This is a genomic window from Pseudarthrobacter sp. GQ63, assembly GCF_059758765.1.
Window position 1 is genome coordinate 236,804 of the sequence record NZ_JCAXEF010000001.1, and the last position, 19,415, is coordinate 256,218.

Sequence of the window (19,415 nt, forward strand, 5' to 3'; positions counted from 1 at the left end):
CATGGATTCTTCCCCCGCAGCCGTCCGCCCCGCCGCCCTCATCACCGGGGCGGGCCGGCTCGCGGGCATCGGCGCCGGCATCGCCCGGCACCTCGCCGCCGAAGGCTGGGACCTGGTGCTGGCCTACTGGCAGGACTACGACGCCCGGATGCCGTGGGGGACTGAGCCGGACGACGTCGTGCGTTTGACTGCCGAGCTCGAAGCCATCGGCGCCCAGGTCCACGTGCTGTCCGCGGACCTCCAGGACCCCGCCGTGCCCGACCAGCTGGTGGCGGAGTCCGTGCAGCTGGCGGGCCCGCTGCAGGGCATGGTCCTGAGCCATGCCGAGTCCGTGGACTCGGGGATCCTGGACACCAGCGTGGAATCGTTTGAGCGGCATTTTGCCGTGAATACCCGGGCCAGCTGGCAGCTGATTGCCGCGTTCGCGCGGCAGGCAACGGACGACGGCGGCGCAATCGTTGCGCTGACCAGTGACCACACAGCGTTCAACCTTCCCTACGGTGCCTCGAAGGGCGCGCTGGACAGGATCGTCATTGCCGCCGCGCGGGAGCTTGGACCGCAGGGCATTTCGGCGAACGTGCTGAACCCGGGCCCAGTGGATACCGGCTGGATGGACGACGAGGTCCGGGCAGCGCTGACGGCCCAACAGCCCACCGGACGGCTGGGAACACCCGCCGACGTCGCAGGAACCGTGGGGTTCCTGCTCTCACCCGCCGGCCGCTGGGTCTCCGGCCAGCTCATCAAGTCTGACGGCGGCTTCTCGGCGTAGCCCAACCAGGTAGCAGCAGATGCTGTTATGAGCCGCCAAAACGACATCACCTGCTACCTGGTTGCGCCGGAAAACCAGGGTCAGCGGAACGCGTTGATGCCGGTGATGTGCTGGCCAAGGACCAGGGTGTGGACTTCGTCGGTGCCCTCATAGGTGCGCACCGATTCCAGGTTGGCCGCATGGCGCAGTGGGGAGTAGTCCAGGGTGATGCCGTTTCCGCCGAGGATGGAGCGTGCCTCCCTGGCCACCGTGAGGGCTTCCCTGACGTTGTTCAGCTTGCCCAGTGAGATTTGCTCGGGCCGCAGGACGCCGGCGTCCTTAAGCCGTCCCAGGTGCAGCGCCAGCAGGGTCCCCTTCTGGATCTCCACCAGCATGTTGACCAGCTTCTCCTGGGTCAGCTGGTAGGCGGCCAGCGGCTTGCCGAATTGCAGCCGCTCCTGCGAGTAGGCCAGTGCTGTCTGATAGGAATCCCGGGCAGCACCCATGGCGCCCCAGGCGATGCCGTACCGGGCCTCGTTCAGGCAGGTAAACGGGCCGCGCAGGCCACGCGCCGCCGGCAACAGCGCCTCCGGACCCAGCCTGACGTCGTCGAACACCACATCGCACTGGATGGACGCGCGCATCGACAGTTTCTGCGTGATGGGGACGGCGGCGACGCCGGGGGTCCCCGCCGGCACCAGGAAGCCGTGCACGCCGTCGTCGGTCATGGCCCAGACCACCATCACCCCGGCCACCGAAGCGAGGCCGATCCAGCGTTTGGCGCCGTTCAGCACCCAGCCGGCGTTGTCCCCGGCACCGTCCCGCCGGGCGAACGTGGCCATGGAGGAAGGATCGGAGCCGGCTGAAGGCTCGGTCAGCGCAAAGCACCCGATCACTTCCCCGGCGGCCATCCGGGGGAGCCACTCCTGTTTCTGGTCCTCGGAGCCCCACGTGTGGATGGCGGTCATGGCCAATGAGCCCTGCACCGAGACAAAGGTGCGGATCCCGGAATCGCCGGCCTCGAGTTCCATTGCGGCCAGGCCGTATTCGACGGCGGAGCGGTCCGGGCAGCCGTAGCCCTCCAGGTGCATTCCCAGCACCCCGAGTTCGCCCAGTTCCGGCGCGAGCTCCAGGGGAAAGACGGCGTCCTCGTACCACCGGGCGATGTTTGGCCTGATCCGCTGGGCCGTGAAGTCCCGGACTTTCTGCTGGATTTCCTGCTCGCCGGGGGTCAGCAGGGCATCCAGGGCAAGGACGTCCGAGGGGTCCGGGTTCACGGCTTCGCCAGGAAGTAACCGCGGGTGGCGGGCAGGAACCGGCACGCCACAGCCAGCACCACGCCCAGGGCCAGCAGCAGCACGCCGCTGACGAAGGCCCCGCCGATCCCGAAGATCTGGGTGTCGCCGTAGGCCGGGTCCCACATCTGGACAGCCGAGATGAAGAAGGCGGCCGTCAGCAGGAGCGCACCCACGAGCGGCAGGATGCCCCGGAACCACAGGTTGCGCGCCGAATGCCGGAGGGTGCCGCGGAAGTACCAGAAGCACGCGAAACCGGTGAGCGCGTAGTAGAAGGCGATGAACAGGCTGATGGCGCTGATGGAATCGGAGAGCAGGTTCTCGCTCAGGAAACTCATGGCCACGTAGTAGGCGATGGCGGCCGCCCCCATGACCTGGGTGGAGAACCCTGGAGTCTGGTTCTTCGGGTGCACCTGGCCGAACCTGGCCGGCAGGGCGCCGTGGACGCCCATGGACAGGGTGCCGCGTGCCGTGGGGAGGATGGTGGTCTGGGTGGAGGACAGGACCGAGGCAAGGACGGCGACGACGATCAGCCAGCCCCAGGGGCCCAGCACCACGTCCCGCATGGCCAGGAAGACGTCGTCCTGGTTGGCCTCGTTGCCCAGGCCAATGCCCTCCGTGCCCACCGTGGCGTACATCATCACCAGGAGCGCCACGGAGACATAGATGGCCACGAGGATGAAGGCGGAGATCACCGCGCCGCGGCCGGGGGTGGTTGAAGGGTTCTCTGTTTCCTCATTGACCGCGAGGCAGGTGTCCCAGCCCCAATAGATGAAGAGCGCCAGGAGCGCGCCGTGCACCACGGCCCCGGGATCCGCAAAGGCACCCGCCGGGTTGAACCATTCAAGGTCGAAGGCCTGGATAGAGGTGTCTCCCGCGGCGGACCCCGCAACGATCCGCACCACAATGGCCAGGGCAAAGATGCCCAGGGAGATGTATTGCACATAGGTCAGCACCCGCTGGACGTGTTCGCCCAGCCGGATGCCCCGGTAGTTGACCAGCGTCATTACGGCGATGAACAGGACGCCCGTTGCAGTCACCACTGCCGTGTTGTCAGCCAGGGAGCCGTCACCCACCAGGAGCCACAGGTACTGGCCCGCCACCTGCGCCAAATTGGCCAGGACCACGATGCCGGCGAGCGCGACGCCCCAGCCGCCCAGCCAGCCCGCCCAGGGGCCGAACGCACGCCGGGACCAGGTGAAGGTGGTGCCGCAGTCCGGAATGGCGCTGTTCAGTTCGCGGAACGCATACGCGATGAAGAGCACGGGGATGAAGCCGAGCAGCAGGATCAGGGGAGTGTAGTTGCCGTTTACGGCCACGATGAGGCCCAGTGTTGCGGCCAGCGAGTAGACCGGTGCCGTGGAGGCCAGCCCCAGCATCACGGAGTCGCCGAGGTCGAGGATCCCGGCGCGGAGCCCCTTGGCCGGGACGGTGGCGCCCGGCGCGCCGCCGGGGCCGCCCGTCGTCGTGGTTCCTGTGCTCATGCTGTCACCGGGTTCATAGTGCGATACCTGCTTTGTTGGAGGAGGCCTCGGCCGAGAGCGGCGCCGGCGCGTCAATGGTGTTGGGCACAAAACGGCAGAAGTAGTCAGTGACCGGCCCATCCGATTCCCGGATGCCGCAGCCTACGGACTCGCCGTCCACCACCCACAGGCCCAGGACGGGATGGTTGCCGTCGAAGTCGGGCAGTTCCTGGTACTGCTGGTAGCACCAGCCCTCGCGGCCGTAGCCGCCGGGTTGCTCAAGGCTGATGCCCTGGGCGTGGATCTTGATGTTGTCGCCTTCGCGGCCGTGCAGGGGCTTGGCCACCCATTCCTTAAGGGGGCCCGGCTCGTTAAGGTAGGCCGGAAGCAGGTTGGGGTGCTGCGGGTACAGGTGCCAGAGGGCGGCCAGGAGCGCCTTGTTGGAGAGGAGCATTTTCCAGGCTGGTTCAACCCAGCGGGGGTTGTGGGCCCGTTCCAGAAGACGGTGCCCGAAGGGTTCCTTCATCATCAGCTCCCAGGGGTAGAGCTTGAAGATGGTGCTGATCATGAAATTGTCCAGGTCCACGAACCGGTTCAGGTTGGGGTCCCAGCCGATGTCCGACATGTTGATGCCGATGGTGGTCCAGCCTGCCTGGCTGGCCACGTCCCGCATGTAGGCAGCCGTCATCCAGTCCTCGCCGGATTCCTCCACCTCCGAGTGGGCAATGTGCAGGGTGCTCATGCCGGTGCGGTACTGGACCTTTTTCCACTGCCGGATCAGGGCCTCGTGGATCCCGTTCCACTGGTCCTTTTCCGGGAAGACGTCCTGCAGCCAGAACCACTGCGCCACTGCCGCCTCGATGAGCCCGGTGGGGGTGTCCGCGTTGTATTCGAGCATCTTGGCGGGCCCGCCCTGGCCGTCATAGATGAAGTCGAAGCGGCCGTAGACGTCCACGTCCCCGGCCTGCAGGGACTCTGCAGCCAGTTCCAAAGCCTGCGGGCCGATGCCGATATCGCCCATGGCGCCGGTGGCCAGGAACTTGGCCGCTTCCACGCACATCCTGTGCATGTCCTCGGCCGCCAGCTCTAGCTCCTCCACCTCGTCCGTGGTGAATTCGTAGTACGCGGACTCGTTCCAGTACTCGATCCGCCGCCCGTCCTCCATGGTGGTGGTGGAAAAGACCAGGCCCTGTTCCTGGATCTTCTGCTTCCAGTCGGGCCTGGGCTCAGACACCAGCCGCTTCACGCTCAGCCCCCCACTTTGCTGCTGCCGCCGCTGGTACCGCTCTTGGCGGTGGTACCGAAGCCGCCGCGGCTGACGGTGCCGCCCTGCGTGCTGTACCCGGTGGAGGCTTTTGCGCCGCTGGGAACGGTCCTGGTGTAGGTGGGGGCGGTGGAGCGGTTCTGCCCGACGGCGGGAACGAACGCCCCGCGGGAGAAGAAGTACCAGGCGTAGATGCCGCCGCTTCGGCCGGCAGAGCTGTTGCAGTTGGTGTCTTCCACGCGCTCGCCGGTTTCGTCGTTGAAACACACCTGGGCGTACTCGGGATCATCCTGGTTGCTGGCCACCACAGCCGTGATGGTGCCGGCGAGCAGCGCCGTCACGCCCAGGCCCACCACCACGGTGCGCCGCTGCGAGCGTTTCTTCCTGGCCGCCGCCTCGTTGAGCTGCCTCTCCCGGTCGCGGGCAAACGGGTCCACGGGAGTAACAGGCTCGTTGAGCAGTTCAGGGCGGAGCTCCGGTTTGGGTACCTGCCAGGGCGGAGGCTTCGCGCCTGCCCGGCCGTCACCGTCAGGCTGGTTGCCGCTTGCCCGCCCGCGCTCCGGGTTTTTGTTCGGGTCCATGGCGTCCCCTTCAGTAGTCCACGTGAATTGGGCACAGCGCTCCACCCCCAATTGCAATCCTGAACTCAGCGTAGTCCCTGCCGGTGCCGGCTGCGAGCAGCGCAGCGGATAGCGGATGGGGGAGAAGTCCCCATGCCGGCAGCTGAGGCCTGCAGGGGGTCGCGGACCCTACACTGGTGCCATGGAAACCGCCTCCGTAGTTGCCGTCTGCCGTGTCCACCAGCTCCTGCCGGATACATCCAACGTGGGCGTGACGGCCATCGACAAGCGTCCGGCCGAGGGGCCGGTCAAGGTTCACCGCCTGGGCCTCCAGGGCGACATCCAGGCGAACCGGGTACACCACGGCGGTCCGGACCAGGCCCTGTATGCCTATTCGCAGCAGGACGCGGACTACTGGGCCGGGGAGTTGCAGCGGGACCTCCCGCCTGGAATCTTTGGCGAGAACCTCCGGGTAGCGGGCATCGACGCCACGGGAGCGGTGATTGGCGAACGGTGGAAGATCGGCCTCAGCCTCGAAGTCGAAGTCACCTCGCCGCGAACGCCCTGCGCCACCTTCCAGCGCCGGATGCGGGAGCCGCACTTCGTCAAGAGGTTCACCGAGGAGGGCCGCGTGGGCACCTACCTGCGCGTCATCAGGACCGGCACCATCCAGGCCGGGGACCATATCCACCGGCTGTATGTTCCGAAGCACGGCATTACCGTGGGCAGGTGGTTCAGCGAACCGGACGCGGAGTCGATGGAAGCGTTGCGCGACGCCGACGCCGACGGCGAGATCCGCCTGCAGCAGCCGGAGTTCACGAAAAAGTTCGAGGCGCTGGAACGGCAGCTGGGGCGGTAGCCACAGGCTGCAGCGGCTGGAAGGGGAGGGGTGTGCGCAAGCTCACCGCCGTCGTCGTACGTTCAATTTCCGCTGCGGCAGGTGCGTACCTTACACTTGAAACATCCCCCACTCCGGAAATCCCTTATTCCTGCCCAATTTTTGAGGCAGGACTGGCAAGTGTTGGGGCCCGCGCAAGCGATGCGGGCATTTTCATAGGGAGAGCCGGCTAAAGAAAACGCTGTACAGACTGCTGGGATAGCAGCCAAGAGATGCAGCGGGAAGTCCTGCCACGGGATTGCGAAAGCGCCGGACTTCTGTGACCGGCCGGTCAATGTTTGCCCGGCATCCACGGCACACGTACTGCGGCTCCGCTCACCTCGGGTAGTGCCGCCTGGCCCCCTATGGATGAGGAATACTTCCCTATGCCCGAAAATCACAACGACGCCACCGCTGAAGCAGCGACTGCCAGCATCGAATTCACTGAGCCCGCTGCCCACGCAGCCGAGGCCGCACCGGCACCCGCCGAAGCCCCCGAAGAAGCCCCCGCCGCCAAGGCTGAGGAAGCTCCGGCCGCTCCCTCTGTGGAAGCTCCCGCCGCCAAGGCTGAGGAAGACGAAGAAGAAGGCATCAAGTTCGCCGACCTCGGCATCGACGGCCGCGTCCTCGCTGCCCTGCAGGATGTTGGCTACGAAAAGCCTTCCCCCATCCAGGCAGCAACCATCCCGCTGCTGCTCGAAGGCCGCGACGTCGTGGGCCTCGCCCAGACCGGCACCGGTAAGACTGCAGCATTCGCAGTACCGGCACTGTCCCGCCTGGCCGAGCTCCACGACCTCAATGGCCCCTCCCGCAAGACCCAGGCCCTGGTGCTCGCCCCGACCCGCGAGTTGGCCCTCCAGGTTGCCGAGGCCTTCACCTCGTACGCCAAGCACATCGATGACTTCACGGTCCTCCCGGTTTACGGCGGCTCCGCTTACGGCCCCCAGCTCGCCGGCCTGCGCCGCGGTGCCCAGGTTGTTGTCGGTACTCCCGGCCGTGTGATCGACCACATCTCCAAGGGTTCCCTGGACCTGTCCGAGCTCCAGTACCTGGTGCTGGACGAGGCCGATGAGATGCTGCGCATGGGCTTCGCCGAAGACGTGGAGCAGATCTTCCAGCAGACCCCGTCGGACCGCCAGGTGGCCCTGTTCTCGGCCACCATGCCGAGCCAGATCCGCCGCATGTCCAAGCAGTACCTGAACAACCCGGCCGAGATCTCCGTCAAGTCCAAGACCACCACCGGCGCCAACACCCGCCAGCGGTACCTGCAGGTCATGGGCCCGCACAAGCTCGATGCTCTGACCCGCATCCTTGAGGTTGAAGAGTTCGACGGCGTCATCGCCTTCGTGCGGACCAAGATGGCTACCGAGGACCTGGCTGACAAGCTGAAGTCCCGCGGTTTCCAGGCCGCCGCCATCAACGGCGACATTCCGCAGCAGCAGCGCGAGCGCACTGTGGACGCACTGAAGGAAGGCCGCATCGACATCCTCGTGGCCACCGACGTCGCGGCCCGTGGCCTTGACGTGGAGCGCATCAGCCACGTCATCAACTACGACATCCCGCACGACACCGAGTCCTACGTCCACCGCATCGGCCGCACCGGGCGTGCAGGCCGCTCGGGCGACGCGATCCTGTTCATGACGCCGCGCGAGAAGTACCTGCTGCGTTCCATCGAGAAGGCCACCCGGCAGCCGGTGGAGCAGATGCACCTGCCCACGGCCGAGACCGTGAACACGCTGCGCCTGGGCAAGTTCGCCGAGAAGATCACCGAAACGCTGGCGTCAGAGGACGTCTCGGCGTTCCGCGACCTCATCGCGTCCTACGAGGAAGAGCACAACGTTCCGGCTGCGGAAATCGCTGCTGCCCTTGCCGTCATGGCACAGGGCGGCCAGCCGCTGCTGGTGAAGGAACTGCCTGCAGCTCCCGAGTTCCAGAAGCGCGAGCGCTCCAAGGACGGTTTCGGCTCGCGTGGACCGACCCGTACGCTCACCGAGGGCAACGCCACCTACCGGATCGCCGTGGGACGCCGCCAGCGCGTCATGCCGGGTTCCATTGTGGGCGCCATCGCCAACGAAGGCGGCATCTCCTCAGCCCAAATCGGCGGCATCGACATCCGCTCGGACCACTCCCTCGTGGAGCTTCCGGCAGACCTGAGCCCCGAGCAGTTGCGTGCCCTGTCCCGCACCCGGATCGGCGGCGAGCTGATCAACCTTGAGCTGGACAACGGCCGCAAGCCCTCCGGCGAGCGCGGCGCCTACCAGGGCAACCGTGGCGGTGACCGGGGAGGCAACTTCAAGGGCAACGGCGGGTTCAAGAAGGAATTCCGGAAGTCCGACGGCGAGCGTTCCTCGGCTGACCGTGGTGGCCGTTCGTACAGCGAGCGTTCTTACAGCGCCGACAGCGGTGCCAACCGCGGCCAGGCCAGCGACTCCCGCTTCGGCGGCCACGGTGACGGCTCCCGCAAGCCCCGCCACGGCAACGAGGGCGGCCAGCGGGACTTCAACCGCAAGGGCAAGTGGTAAATCCGTCAGCTAGCTGACAAGGCGCCTGTGGGCCGGCTTTCGAGCCGGCCCACAGGCGTTTAAGGCGTGCAGTAGTGAATGTCCGACGGCGGACAGCGGCGGGGGAGTGTGGGGATCGACACATTCTTGGTGCGGGCCTCTGGGAAAAGGCTCCGGCCCGGCCGGCCTGCGCTGGTTGCAGGGGTCCTGTTTCCCTGATTTTCCGGCGTTTTTCGGCTGACAGGGCGTTCATTGGACACCTGTTCCAGTCTCGCTCCGCCTGACCGAACGCCGATTTGTTGGTGGGTAAATCTTCCGGTAGAGTATTTACTCGTTGCCCCCCTAGCTCAGTGGTAGAGCGCGTTCTTGGTAAGAACGAGGTCACCGGATCGATTCCGGTGGGGGGCTCTGGATGAGGGCCTGTGTCAAGGCGGTTTTGACCGGCTTGACGCAGGTTTTTCTCATTCGTGGCGGTGTAGCTCAGTTGGTTAGAGCGCACGACTCATAATCGTGAGGTCGGGAGATCGAGCCTCCCCACCGCTACAGGTCAAGCCCCCGGATTCGTTAAGAATCCGGGGGCCTTTTTTGGTTTAACCAAGGCCTCCTTGAGCCGAGTCTCTTATCCAAGACTGCTTTGCCGTGCATTCCATTGTTCCTGCCCGGGATCCACGGTGCCATGGTTCTATACACAAAAATGCCGGCTCGGGGGGGCCGCCACGTAGTCAGGAGATAGACCGTTGGCCATCACCTCGGAAGCCCCGCGCACAGCCTCGCGGCACATGTGGAAGCTGTTTGTTTACAGCGGCATCGGCGCATTCATGTTCTTTGTGCCGGTGACAATCGCTGGAAAAAACACCATCATGCTGGACCACATCGTCTCGTTCCTCCAGGCGGGCATCGCCCCTGTCCTGCCCTACTACGCGCTGGCCGTGATTATCGCCGGCGCCGCATACCCCTTCATCGCAGGAACCTGGAAAAGGTCCGCGGTTGAGGTGGCCTTCTCCCTGCTGAAAGTGGTGGGGATGGTGGTGGGCTTCATGATGGTCTTCAAGGTTGGGCCCGCATGGTTGTTTGAACCGGGCATGGGGCCGTTCCTGTTTGAAAAGCTCGTCATTCCCGTAGGGCTGCTTGTCCCCATCGGCGCGGTGTTCCTGGCGCTCCTGGTCAGCTATGGCCTGCTGGAATTCATCGGTGTCATGGTCCAGCGCGTGATGCGCCCCATCTGGCGAACCCCCGGGCGGTCCGCCATCGACGCCGTCGCCTCCTTTGTGGGCAGCTACTCCCTGGGCCTGCTCATCACCAACAGGGTCTACAAGGAAGGCAAATACACTGCCCGCGAGTCTGCCATCATTGCCACCGGGTTCTCCACCGTGTCCGCCACGTTCATGGTGATCGTGGCCAAGACGCTGGACCTGATGGGCCAGTGGACCGCCTACTTCTGGATCACGTTCCTGGTCACGTTCGTTGTCACCGCCATCACCGTCAGGATCTGGCCGCTGAACAGCATCCCCGACGAGTACCACCCGGAGGCCGTGCCGCAGCCGGAGGAGGACGTTACCGGGCGCCGGCAGTCGGTCGCCTGGCGTGAGGCCCGGCAAACTGTGGAAGCAGCGCCGTCACTTGCTGTCAACGTATGGACCAACGTCCGGGACGGCGTGCTGATGGCCATGGCCATTCTCCCCTCAATCCTTTCCATCGGCCTGCTGGGACTGGTCCTTGCCACCTACACTCCCGTGTTCGACTGGCTGGGCTTCCTCTTCTATCCCTTCACCTGGGCGCTGCAGCTGCCGGAACCCATGCTGGTGGCCAAAGCCAGCGCCGTGGGTGTTGCCGAGATGTTCCTTCCCGCGCTCCTCGCGGCGGAAGCGGTCCCGGTGGTCAAGTTTGTTGTGGGTGTTGTTTCCGTATCAGGGATCATTTTCTTCTCCGCGCTGGTCCCGTGCATCATGGCCACGGACATCCCCATTCCGGTCTGGAAGCTGGTGGTCATCTGGTTCCAGCGGGTTGTCTTGACGCTGATCCTTGTGACGCCCATAGCGTTCCTGTTGTTTCCGTCCTAGAGCACGGGGCTGGAATCAGCTGAAGGTCCTGAGCGGGGCCGGCGGCCTTGGCCGGCCCCGCCCTCACGTGCGTGACAACTTCCCCGTTTCGCCGTAGCTTTGCGGCAACGGAGGTTGGGGGAAAGTGCGTGGACATTCTTGACGAAATCATGGTTCCGTTCAGATGGCTCGTGTCCGTGGTTATGGTTGGCTTCCACGATGCCCTGGGTGCCATCGGAATGCCCCCAGCGGACGGCTGGACGTGGACGATGTCCATTATTGGGCTGGTGCTGGTGATCCGGGCGGCCATGATCCCGGTGTTCCTGAAACAGCTCGATGCCCAGCGCCGGTTGCGGCTACTGCAGCCGGACCTGAAGGACCTTCAGGAAAAGTACAAGGGTAAAACTGACGCGTTATCCCGCCAGGCCATGGCCGAGGAGCAGATGGCGTTGTACGGGAAGCACGGCACCAACCCGCTCTCGGCCTGCCTTCCAGTGCTGATCCAGGTGCCGTTCTTCCTGGCCCTGTTCCAGGTCCTCTCCGGTATCAGCACGAGCGCCCGGCAGGAGCAGGGGATCGGCGCGATGTCCCACGCCCAGGTGCTGCAGTTCGATCAGTCCAGGATCTTCGACGCACCCCTGTCCGCGTCGGTGCTGCACGGAAGCGATGGCAACCAGACTGCCGTGGCTGTCCTGACCCTCCTGATGATCCTGGTGATGATCGCGGCCCAGTTCATCGCGCAAAAGAGGACTATGGCCAGAAGCGCTGCCGCCGGCGCCCCGGAAAGCCCGTTTATGAGGCAGCAAAAGCTGATCCTGTACATCCTGCCGGTTGTGTTTGGCCTGGGCGGCGTCCTTTTTCCAATCGGGGTGCTCGTCTATTGGACGGTCACCAACCTCTGGACAATTGCCCAGCAGCTCCTCGTCCGTGACCGGCGGACATCCGGCACTGCCTAGCCCCGCCCGGATCCAGCGTGGCAGCTCTTACGCAATGCCGCAGGCGCAGGCAGAATGGGCCAATGGCTGACCTGATCTACACCGGGATCGCATCGCTGGACGGCTACCTGGCGGACAGCGACGGCAACTTCGACTGGAGTGCGCCCGATGAGGAAGTCCACGCCTTCGTCAACGACCTGGAGCGCGACGCCGGGACCTACCTTCTCGGGAGGCGCATGTACGACGTCGTGTCCGTGTGGGAAACGCTGGGAGGGCCGGACGATCCGCCTGTGATCCAGGACTACGGACGGATCTGGCGGGCGGCCGAGAAGATTGTCTTCTCGGAAACCCTGGAGGAACCACCCGCTCCGCGGACGACAGTCCGGCGCTCCTTTGATCCCGCCCTGGTCAGGGGTTTGAAAGCGGAGGCCAGCGGCAGTATCGGCGTGGGTGGCGCGACCCTTGCCGCCGCTGCGCTCCGGGCCGGGCTGGTGGACGAATGCCGGATCTTCCTCAACCCGGTCGCCGTGGGCGGCGGCCTGCGTTTCCTGCCGGACAACCTGAACCTCCGGCTCGAACTCCTGGACGAGCGGCGGTTCGGAAACGGCGTCATGTACCTGCGCTACCGCATCCGCGGCTGATACCGGCTGACGACGACGCGCCGGTGGCGTGGCATCGGCGGGCCGGGGGAGCAGAATAGGGCCATGACCCGAATCGCAATCATCGGCGGCCACGGCAAAGTGGCCCTGCACCTGTCCAGCCTCCTCACAGACGAGGGGCACAGCGTCACCTCGTTCATCCGCAACCCGGACCATGCCGGCGACGTTGCGGAGTCCGGCGCAACGCCGTCGGTACTTGACGTGGAGAATGCGACGACGGCGGAGATCGCCGTTGCGCTGAAAGGCCACGACGCCGTGGTCTGGTCCGCAGGCGCAGGCGGCGGGGACCCGGCGCGCACCTATGCGGTGGACCGGGACGCCGCCATCCGGTCGATGGATGCCGCAGCGGAGGCCGGCGTGGGACGCTACGTAATGGTTTCCTACCTCGGAGCCGGCAAGAACCACGGCGTGCCGGAAAGCAACAGCTTCTTTGCCTATGCCGAAGCGAAGGCCGCTGCCGACGATTACCTGCGCTCAACAGGCCTCACATGGACCATCCTGGGCCCCGGAGCCCTGACGGACAAGCCTGGGAGCGGCCTGATCGACGTCGCCCCCTCCCCGGAGGGCAGCCGCGAAACCTCCCGCAGCAACACCGCAAGCGTCGCCGTGGCAGTCCTGGAAATGCCGGAGACCGCGGGCAGGACCATCGAGTTCTGTGACGGCAGCCTGCCTATCGCCGCCGCACTGCAGCCGCCCGCGTAGCGTGGACCTCGTCTAGGAAACGGGTTGGGCAGGCTTCGGGAACGAAGCAGGGTAAAGGTCCAGTGCGTGCTCTTCGACGTAATCCAGGGCAAGGCGGATGGCTCCGATGGAAACGATGCCGTCGCCGAGGGAGGAGGCCTCCACCCGGGGCGGAGTGAATGTGAACTTCGGCAGTTGCTCCTCGATGACGGGAATGAGTGCGTGCGCTGAGGCTGCAACGCCTCCCGCGAGGACGACGAGCTCCGGGTTTACCAGCGTGCTCACGGAGCCAATCACACGGGCCATGCGCTGTGCCACCTGGTTGAGGACGTCCTGAGCGACGTGGTCGCCGCCCCCGGCTGCGGCAAACACCATCTCGGCCGTGAGGCCGGACGGAGCGTTGCCGCACAGCTCATGCAGCTGCGTGTCGGCGCTTGAGGCGAGCGCCTCCTGGCCCAAAAGCGCTACATAGTGCGCGATGCCGAGGGTGTCGCCGACACCTTCGACATTGTCCAGGTATCCCAGCTCGCCAAAGCCGCCAAGCTGCCCGTGCAGCAGGCGGCCGGACTCCAGGATGCCGGCGCCAAGACGGTCCCCGGTGAGCATGACGACGAGGTTGTCGACGCCCTGGGCCGTGCCCCGCCAGCGTTCAGCCAGTGCAGCCAGATTGGCATCGTTCTCCAGGAGCACGTGCCAGCCGTGCCGCTCGGAGACAAGCCGGCGGACATCGAACGACTTCCAGAATTCCTGCACCGTGAGGACTTCGCCATCGCGACTCACCGGGGCGGCGACTCCAACAGTTACAGCCAGGACAGAGTCCGCGGACACTGCCGCCTTCTCCAAGGCCTCCGCGGCGATCCGGTCCAGCACATCGGCGCGCTCGTCAGCGCGTACGTTGAAGGCCCGGAAGGGCGTGGTTACCCTGGCGAGGGCGTTTCCCCCCATGTCGGCGACGATGGTGGTGATCTTGTTGGCCCCAATATCGATGCCCAGGACGCTGGCCGCGCGGTCGTCGAAAACGAACCTGCGCGCCGGCCTGCCTTTGGTATATCCCTCGGCGCCGCGTTGGGTTTCCATTTCCCGGAGCCAGCCGAGCCGGACCAGCTCATCACAAATCGAGATCACCGTGGCCCGGGAAAGCCCGGTGGCAGCCATGAGGTCCGTGCCTGTCATGATGCCGGCCCCGCGCATTGCCTTGAGCATCGCACTGGCATTGACCCTCCGCACCAGCTGCGTTGACGGTGCAGTCTCAGTCCTCATTGGGCGCTCCCATTCTGGCCTGCTCACAGGACGTAAAGGCGATTCTAAATTTAGGTCATAAATATAGCCGAGGAAACATTCGCCCCAGTGCTTGACGATGTGCCCGGCGTCACCGCATACTAACGATAGGAGCTAAATTTACGCCCTATATAAACTCTGCGGCGAATTAACAGCCGTCCCCGCCGCCATGCGGCGTTCTGCCGCACCACGAAAGGACGAGGGTGTCTTTGAAATTGACGCGCACACTACCTACCGCAGTGCTGGGCCTGTGCCTGGCACTGCTCGCCGGCCTCCTCTCAGGCTGCACGGGAGACTCCGGCAAGGAGACCATCCGGTTCACGTTCAGCAAGCGGGAGGCGATCGGCTTCATGACCAAGCTGGTCGCCGACTACAACGCCTCGCAGGACAGCACGGAGGTCATCCTGGATACTTCCGGGGTCGACGTCGTTTCAGCGAGCTTTGTCCGGGGCAACCCGCCGGACATCGCGCTCGCGAACTACAACATGGAAACGGCCAGGTTCGTGCAGCGCGGTGCGCTGAGTGACCTGTCCGGAACCCAGGCCGCCACCCGGGTCCGGAAGGACCTGCAGCCACTGATGGACCAGTACGGTTCGTACCCGGACCGGACCAGCGCCCTGCCGTACTCGGTCATGGCGTCCTCCGTGATCTACAACAAGGAGATCTTCGCCGCCCACGGCATTGAGGTGCCCAGGACCTGGAGTGAGCTGCTCGCAGCGTGCGACGCGCTGAAAGCCGCGGGTGTGACGCCGTTCTACGCCACGTGGAAGGACGACTGGACGGTGGCCCAGGGATGGTTTGACTACTCTGTGGGCGGCCAGCTGGACACCCTCGACTTCTTTGACAAGCTTGCCGAAGCCGGCACGGACGTCGGACCTGACTCGCCGGCGTCCTTTCAAAAAGACTTTCAACAGCCTGTCGAGAAAATGCTGAAACTGGCGGGCACCTACGTGAACAAGGACGCCGCGAGCCGCGGCTACGGCGACGGGAACCTCGCGTTTTCCCAGGGCAAGGCAGCCATGTACCTGCAGGGCCCGTGGGCGTTCAGCGAGATCGCCAAGACTGCGCCCGATCTCCAGCTCGGAACCTTTCCACTGCCGATGACGGAGAACCCCGATGATCTGCGCGTGCGGGTCAACGTCGATCTCGCGGCGTGGATTCCGGAGGAATCCAAGCACAAGGAGGCGGCGCGCGACTTCCTGGAGTATCTCTACCGGCCGGAAATCATTGAGGCGTACAACAAGTCGCAGCTGGGCTTCACGCCCACCATCGATGCGGACGCGGCCCCGGACCCGCGTATCGAGGGGATGGTCGAGTACTACGACAAGGGCTCTGTCTACCAGGGACCATCGGTGCTCGTGCCGCGCACCATCCCCATCATGAACTACACCCAGGCGCTCGTGTTGGGCGCAGATCCTGCAGCCACGTTCCGCACACTCGACGCAGACTGGGCACGCCTGGCGTTTCGCCAGTAGCCCAGAACAAGGGAGCCAGACACATGTCCACCACCACAGCAACCAGACGCGGGCAGGGACGCCCCGAAAGCCGCAGCCGGCGGAGGGTCGAACCGATCTTCTACCTTTTCCTCCTGCCAAGCCTTGTACTCTTTACGCTGGCGATCACGGTTCCAGGCCTCGTTGGCATCTTCTTCAGCTTCACGGACTCCATCGGAATCGGTGACTGGGAGTTCGCAGGCCTGACCAACTACATAGCAATTTTCAGCGATCCCGCCATCCTGCAGAGCTATCTGTTCACCTTCGGCTTCTCAATCGTCACCGTGCTGGTGGTGAACGTGATCGCCTTCCTCCTCGCCGTGGGGCTCACTTCGCAGATCCGCATGAAGACAGCGCTGCGAACCATCTTTGTTATCCCCATGGTGGTCTCCGGCATCATCATCGCCTACGTTTTCAATTTCCTGTTCTCCAACTCGCTGCCCGCTGCAGGTGCGGCGGCAGGCATCTCCTGGCTGGAGACGAGCCTCCTGGCAAACCCGGACCTTGCCTGGACCGCCATTGTGGTGGTAACCGCCTGGCAGGCCGTGCCCGGGGCGCTGCTGATCTATATCGCCGGTCTCGTCTCAATCCCGGGGGACGTGTACGAGGCCGCGGAGATCGACGGCGCCAGCAAGTTCCAGCAGCTCCTGAAGATCACCGCTCCGCTCGTGGCCGGCTATGTGGTGATCAACATCATCCTCGGCTTCAAGGGCTTCCTTAATGCGTACGACATCATCGTCGGACTCACGAACGGCGGCCCGGGAACCTCAACAAGAAGCATCGCGATGACCGTCATCGCCGGCTTCAACGGCGGCGACTATGCCTACCAGATGGCCAACGCCACGATCTTCTTCGTCGTCGCTGTCCTCATCTCTCTCCTGCAGCTGTCGCTGACTCGCGGACGGAACACACTCTAATGACCACACCATCAACCCTCACCGCCCAGGAACTCCACCACACCGAAGCAACCCCGGCCGGGAACGGACGGCGACGCCCGGGCCTGAAGGTCGAGCGGGTGAACTGGCCGGGTACCACCATCCTTGTCCTCTGCGCCGTCACGGTTCTGCTCCCGCTTTACGTGACCGTGTCCATGGCTTTCAAAACCCAGGCGCAGGCTGTGGACGGCAATGCGTTCTCATTCCCCGCGCCGTTCAGCATCGACGGCTTCGTCCAGGCGTGGACGTTGACGAACTTCCCCGTCGGCGCAGCAATGTCGCTGCTGGTCACGGCCGGGACCGTCGTAGCGACGATCGTGCTGGCCGCATTCGCCTCGTATGCGATTGTGCGCAACTGGGAACGCAGGCTGTTCCGGTACTCCTTCTACTACCTGCTCGCAGCGATGTTCATCCCGTTTCCGGTCGTAGCCCTGCCGCAGATCCAGATGACCGGCCGCCTGGGCCTGGACAACCCGCTGGGCGTTATCCTGCTCGCCACAATGTTCCAGCTGAGCTTCAGTGTGCTGCTGTTCACGGCGTTCCTGCGGTCCATCCCGCTCGAACTGGAAGAGAGCGCCCGCATTGACGGTGCCACCACCTGGCAGACCTTCTGGCAACTGATCTTTCCCCTGCTGGCGCCGATGAGCGCCACAGTCGGAATTTTTGCCTTCCTTTACGCCTGGAATGACTTCATGATGCCTTCGCTGATCATCTCCGACCCGGCGCTGCAAACCCTTCCAGTGCGGCAGAACCTGTTCCAGACCCAGTTCAGCAACAACTATCACGTGTCCTTTGCGTCTTATCTGATGGCCATGGCGCCGGCCATCGTGGCTTACCTCTTTACCCAGCGGTGGGTCATGGCCGGCGTCACACAGGGTGCCGTCAAGGGCTAAGTACAGCCAGACTGTAAGCCACCACTAAACCCCCGGAAAGGGGAAAACGCTTGTCCATCCTCGCCAGCCAGACGCACCATGCCGACAAGGGACCCGAGGCCGCCACCACCTGGTGGCGCCAGGCCGCGGTGTACCAGATCTATCCGCGCAGTTTCGCCGACTCGAACGGTGACGGGATTGGGGACCTCAAGGGCATTACTTCGAAGGTGCCGTATTTGAAGAGCCTGGGGATCGACGCCGTCTGGCTGAGCCCGTTTTATCCCTCGGCCCTGGCTGACGGCGGTTACGACGTTGATGATTACCGCGACGTCGATCCCAAGATCGGCAGCCTGGCAGATTTCGATGCAATGGCCGCGGCCCTGCACGCCGCCGGTATCAAAGTGATCGTGGACATCGTCCCGAACCACTCCTCCAACCGGCACGCCTGGTTCCTGGAAGCCCTGGCCGCCAGCAAGGGTTCAGCGGCCCGGCAGCGGTACCACTTCAGGGACGGGAAGGGCGAGCACGGCGAACTGCCGCCGTCGGACTGGACAGCCGCTTTCGGCGGCCCGGCCTGGTCCCGGGTGGACGACGGCCAATGGTACCTGCACACCTTCACCCCCGAACAGCCGGACTGGAACTGGGACAACCCCGAGGTCCGTGCGGACTTCCTCAGGACGTTGCGCTTCTGGGCTGACCGGGGCGTTGACGGGTTCCGCGTGGACGTGGCCAACCTTCTGGTCAAGGACCTCCCCGCCGAGCTTCCCAGCAAGCAGGAACTGGACGCGATGGACCGTACCGTGGGGACGCATCCGCTCATGGACCGCGACGAAGTCCATGAGATCTATGCGGAATGGCGCAAGGTCTTCAACGAGTATGATCCGCCGCGGTTTGCCGTGGCGGAGGCATGGGTGGAAACCGCCGAGCGGCGCGCCAAATACGCCTCCCCTGAAGGGCTGGGCCAGGCTTTCAGCTTCGACCTGCTCCTGGCCGACTTCAACGCCGCCCAGTTCCGCACCATCATCACGGACAACCTCGCACAGGCGCGCCTCACCGGGTCCACGACCACCTGGGTATTTTCGAACCACGACGTCACCCGCCATGCCACCCGTTACGGTCTCGAACCGCTCAACGGGCGGCCTGGGAAGCCGGGGGTGGACTGGGTCAAAGCGGGCGGTCCCCGCGAAGCGCTGGACGTGGAAGGGGGCCTCCGCCGCGCCAAGGCCGCTACGCTGCTGATGCTCGCCCTTCCCGGCTCCGCGTACCTCTACCAGGGGGAGGAACTGGGCCTGCACGAGGTGGCGGACATCCCCGCTGACCGGCGCCAGGACCCGTCATTCTTCCGGGGAGCGGAGTACGACGGCCTGGGCCGGGACGGCTGCCGCGTGCCTTTGCCCTGGGAACCCTCGGGACCATCCTTCGGCTTCGGCACAAACGGTGCCCACCTGCCCCAGCCGGACTGGTTCGCCGGCTACGCAGCCAGCACCCAGGAAACCGACAACCCCTCAACCCTGCAGTTCTACCGCCAGGCATTGGCGCTGCGCCACGAACTCCAAGGTGCGGAGGCCCTGGAATGGCACCACAGCGGAGACGGGCAGGTGCTGCACTTCGTGCGCCCGGGCGGCTGGCACGTTGTGGCGAACTTCGGTACGGCCGCCGTCGAACTTCCTGACGGCGAGGTCCTGGTCTCCAGCGGCGGGATCAAAGGCGGCATGCTCCCAGGAGAATCAACCGCCTGGCTCAGGGCCTAAAGCGGCGTCCGGAGGGGGGCAGGCAGCGAGCTGTTGACCATGCCCGCCCGGTCGGCACATACTG

The 19,415-nt window shown here is 64.9% G+C and carries 16 protein-coding genes and 2 tRNA genes; 13 read left to right on the forward strand and 5 right to left on the reverse strand.

Annotated features, from left to right (window positions below; translation table 11 throughout):
• Position 1 precedes the first annotated feature (1 nt).
• Positions 2-769 (forward strand): SDR family oxidoreductase, encoded by a 768-nt coding sequence (locus AC6CHP_RS01175; RefSeq protein WP_188727333.1) that lies wholly within the window; start codon positions 2-4, stop codon positions 767-769.
• An 80-nt stretch (positions 770-849) separates the two neighbouring features.
• Here AC6CHP_RS01175 and AC6CHP_RS01180 read toward each other — a convergent pair whose 3' ends face one another.
• The 4 genes from AC6CHP_RS01180 to AC6CHP_RS01195 are packed head-to-tail and all read right to left on the reverse strand — an operon-like array spanning position 850 to position 5,351.
• Entirely contained in the window at positions 850-2,025 is a 1,176-nt protein-coding gene (locus AC6CHP_RS01180; protein ID WP_498227870.1) for an acyl-CoA dehydrogenase family protein, read from the reverse strand.
• A complete protein-coding gene (locus AC6CHP_RS01185) occupies positions 2,022-3,527 on the reverse strand; it encodes an APC family permease (protein WP_498227872.1) in 1,506 nt (501 codons plus the stop codon). Before AC6CHP_RS01185 ends, AC6CHP_RS01180 begins: the two co-directional genes overlap by 4 nt.
• Positions 3,528-3,540: 13 nt before the next feature.
• Entirely contained in the window at positions 3,541-4,752 is a 1,212-nt protein-coding gene (locus AC6CHP_RS01190; protein WP_498227873.1) for a glutathionylspermidine synthase family protein, read from the reverse strand.
• Positions 4,753-4,754: 2 nt separating this feature from the next.
• Positions 4,755-5,351 (reverse strand): DUF1190 domain-containing protein, encoded by a 597-nt coding sequence (locus tag AC6CHP_RS01195; protein WP_188727341.1) that lies wholly within the window; start codon positions 5,349-5,351, stop codon positions 4,755-4,757.
• A 181-nt stretch (positions 5,352-5,532) separates the two neighbouring features.
• Here AC6CHP_RS01195 and AC6CHP_RS01200 point away from each other — a divergent pair, with 181 nt between their 5' ends.
• The 8 genes from AC6CHP_RS01200 to AC6CHP_RS01235 all read left to right on the forward strand — a co-directional run bounded on the left by AC6CHP_RS01200 (position 5,533) and on the right by AC6CHP_RS01235 (position 13,043).
• Positions 5,533-6,189 (forward strand): MOSC domain-containing protein, encoded by a 657-nt coding sequence (locus AC6CHP_RS01200; protein WP_188727343.1) that lies wholly within the window; start codon positions 5,533-5,535, stop codon positions 6,187-6,189.
• Positions 6,190-6,593: 404 nt separating this feature from the next.
• The gene (locus tag AC6CHP_RS01205; RefSeq protein ID WP_188727344.1) at positions 6,594-8,729 is read left to right on the forward strand and encodes a DEAD/DEAH box helicase; all 2,136 of its coding nucleotides are present in this window, start codon (positions 6,594-6,596) and stop codon (positions 8,727-8,729) included.
• 315 nt (positions 8,730-9,044) lie between these two features.
• Positions 9,045-9,116 (forward strand) — tRNA-Thr (locus AC6CHP_RS01210).
• A 61-nt stretch (positions 9,117-9,177) separates the two neighbouring features.
• Positions 9,178-9,251, forward strand: a tRNA-Met gene (locus AC6CHP_RS01215).
• 194 nt (positions 9,252-9,445) lie between these two features.
• Positions 9,446-10,768 (forward strand): YjiH family protein, encoded by a 1,323-nt coding sequence (locus AC6CHP_RS01220; protein ID WP_498227876.1) that lies wholly within the window; start codon positions 9,446-9,448, stop codon positions 10,766-10,768.
• Positions 10,769-10,896: 128 nt separating this feature from the next.
• Positions 10,897-11,703: a membrane protein insertase YidC gene (gene yidC / locus AC6CHP_RS01225; RefSeq protein WP_498227878.1), complete on the forward strand. Its 807-nt coding sequence runs from the start codon at positions 10,897-10,899 to the stop codon at positions 11,701-11,703.
• Positions 11,704-11,765: 62 nt separating this feature from the next.
• Positions 11,766-12,323 carry a dihydrofolate reductase family protein gene (locus AC6CHP_RS01230; RefSeq protein WP_498227879.1) on the forward strand — a complete coding sequence of 186 codons (558 nt, stop codon included), beginning with the start codon at positions 11,766-11,768 and terminating at the stop codon, positions 12,321-12,323.
• A 63-nt stretch (positions 12,324-12,386) separates the two neighbouring features.
• The gene (locus AC6CHP_RS01235) at positions 12,387-13,043 is read left to right on the forward strand and encodes an SDR family oxidoreductase (protein ID WP_377194167.1); all 657 of its coding nucleotides are present in this window, start codon (positions 12,387-12,389) and stop codon (positions 13,041-13,043) included.
• 12 nt (positions 13,044-13,055) lie between these two features.
• Here the strand turns inward: AC6CHP_RS01235 and AC6CHP_RS01240 are convergent, their stop codons facing one another.
• Positions 13,056-14,282, reverse strand: a complete 1,227-nt coding sequence (locus tag AC6CHP_RS01240) for an ROK family protein (protein WP_377194169.1) — start codon at positions 14,280-14,282, stop codon at positions 13,056-13,058.
• 221 nt (positions 14,283-14,503) lie between these two features.
• On the opposite strand from AC6CHP_RS01240, the gene AC6CHP_RS01245 reads away from it, so the two are divergent.
• Genes AC6CHP_RS01245 through AC6CHP_RS01260 form a run of 4 tightly spaced genes read left to right on the forward strand, consistent with a single transcriptional unit; the run spans position 14,504 to position 19,351 of the window.
• Positions 14,504-15,775, forward strand: a complete 1,272-nt coding sequence (locus AC6CHP_RS01245) for an ABC transporter substrate-binding protein (RefSeq protein WP_188727366.1) — start codon at positions 14,504-14,506, stop codon at positions 15,773-15,775.
• A 23-nt stretch (positions 15,776-15,798) separates the two neighbouring features.
• Positions 15,799-16,710, forward strand: coding sequence for a carbohydrate ABC transporter permease (locus AC6CHP_RS01250; RefSeq protein WP_188727368.1), 912 nt, complete (start codon positions 15,799-15,801; stop codon positions 16,708-16,710).
• The gene (locus AC6CHP_RS01255; protein ID WP_188727370.1) at positions 16,710-17,621 is read left to right on the forward strand and encodes a carbohydrate ABC transporter permease; all 912 of its coding nucleotides are present in this window, start codon (positions 16,710-16,712) and stop codon (positions 17,619-17,621) included. The genes AC6CHP_RS01250 and AC6CHP_RS01255 overlap by 1 nt, the downstream gene beginning before the upstream one ends.
• Positions 17,622-17,671: 50 nt before the next feature.
• Positions 17,672-19,351, forward strand: a complete 1,680-nt coding sequence (locus tag AC6CHP_RS01260) for a glycoside hydrolase family 13 protein (protein ID WP_498227883.1) — start codon at positions 17,672-17,674, stop codon at positions 19,349-19,351.
• The last annotated feature ends 64 nt before the right edge of the window (positions 19,352-19,415 follow it).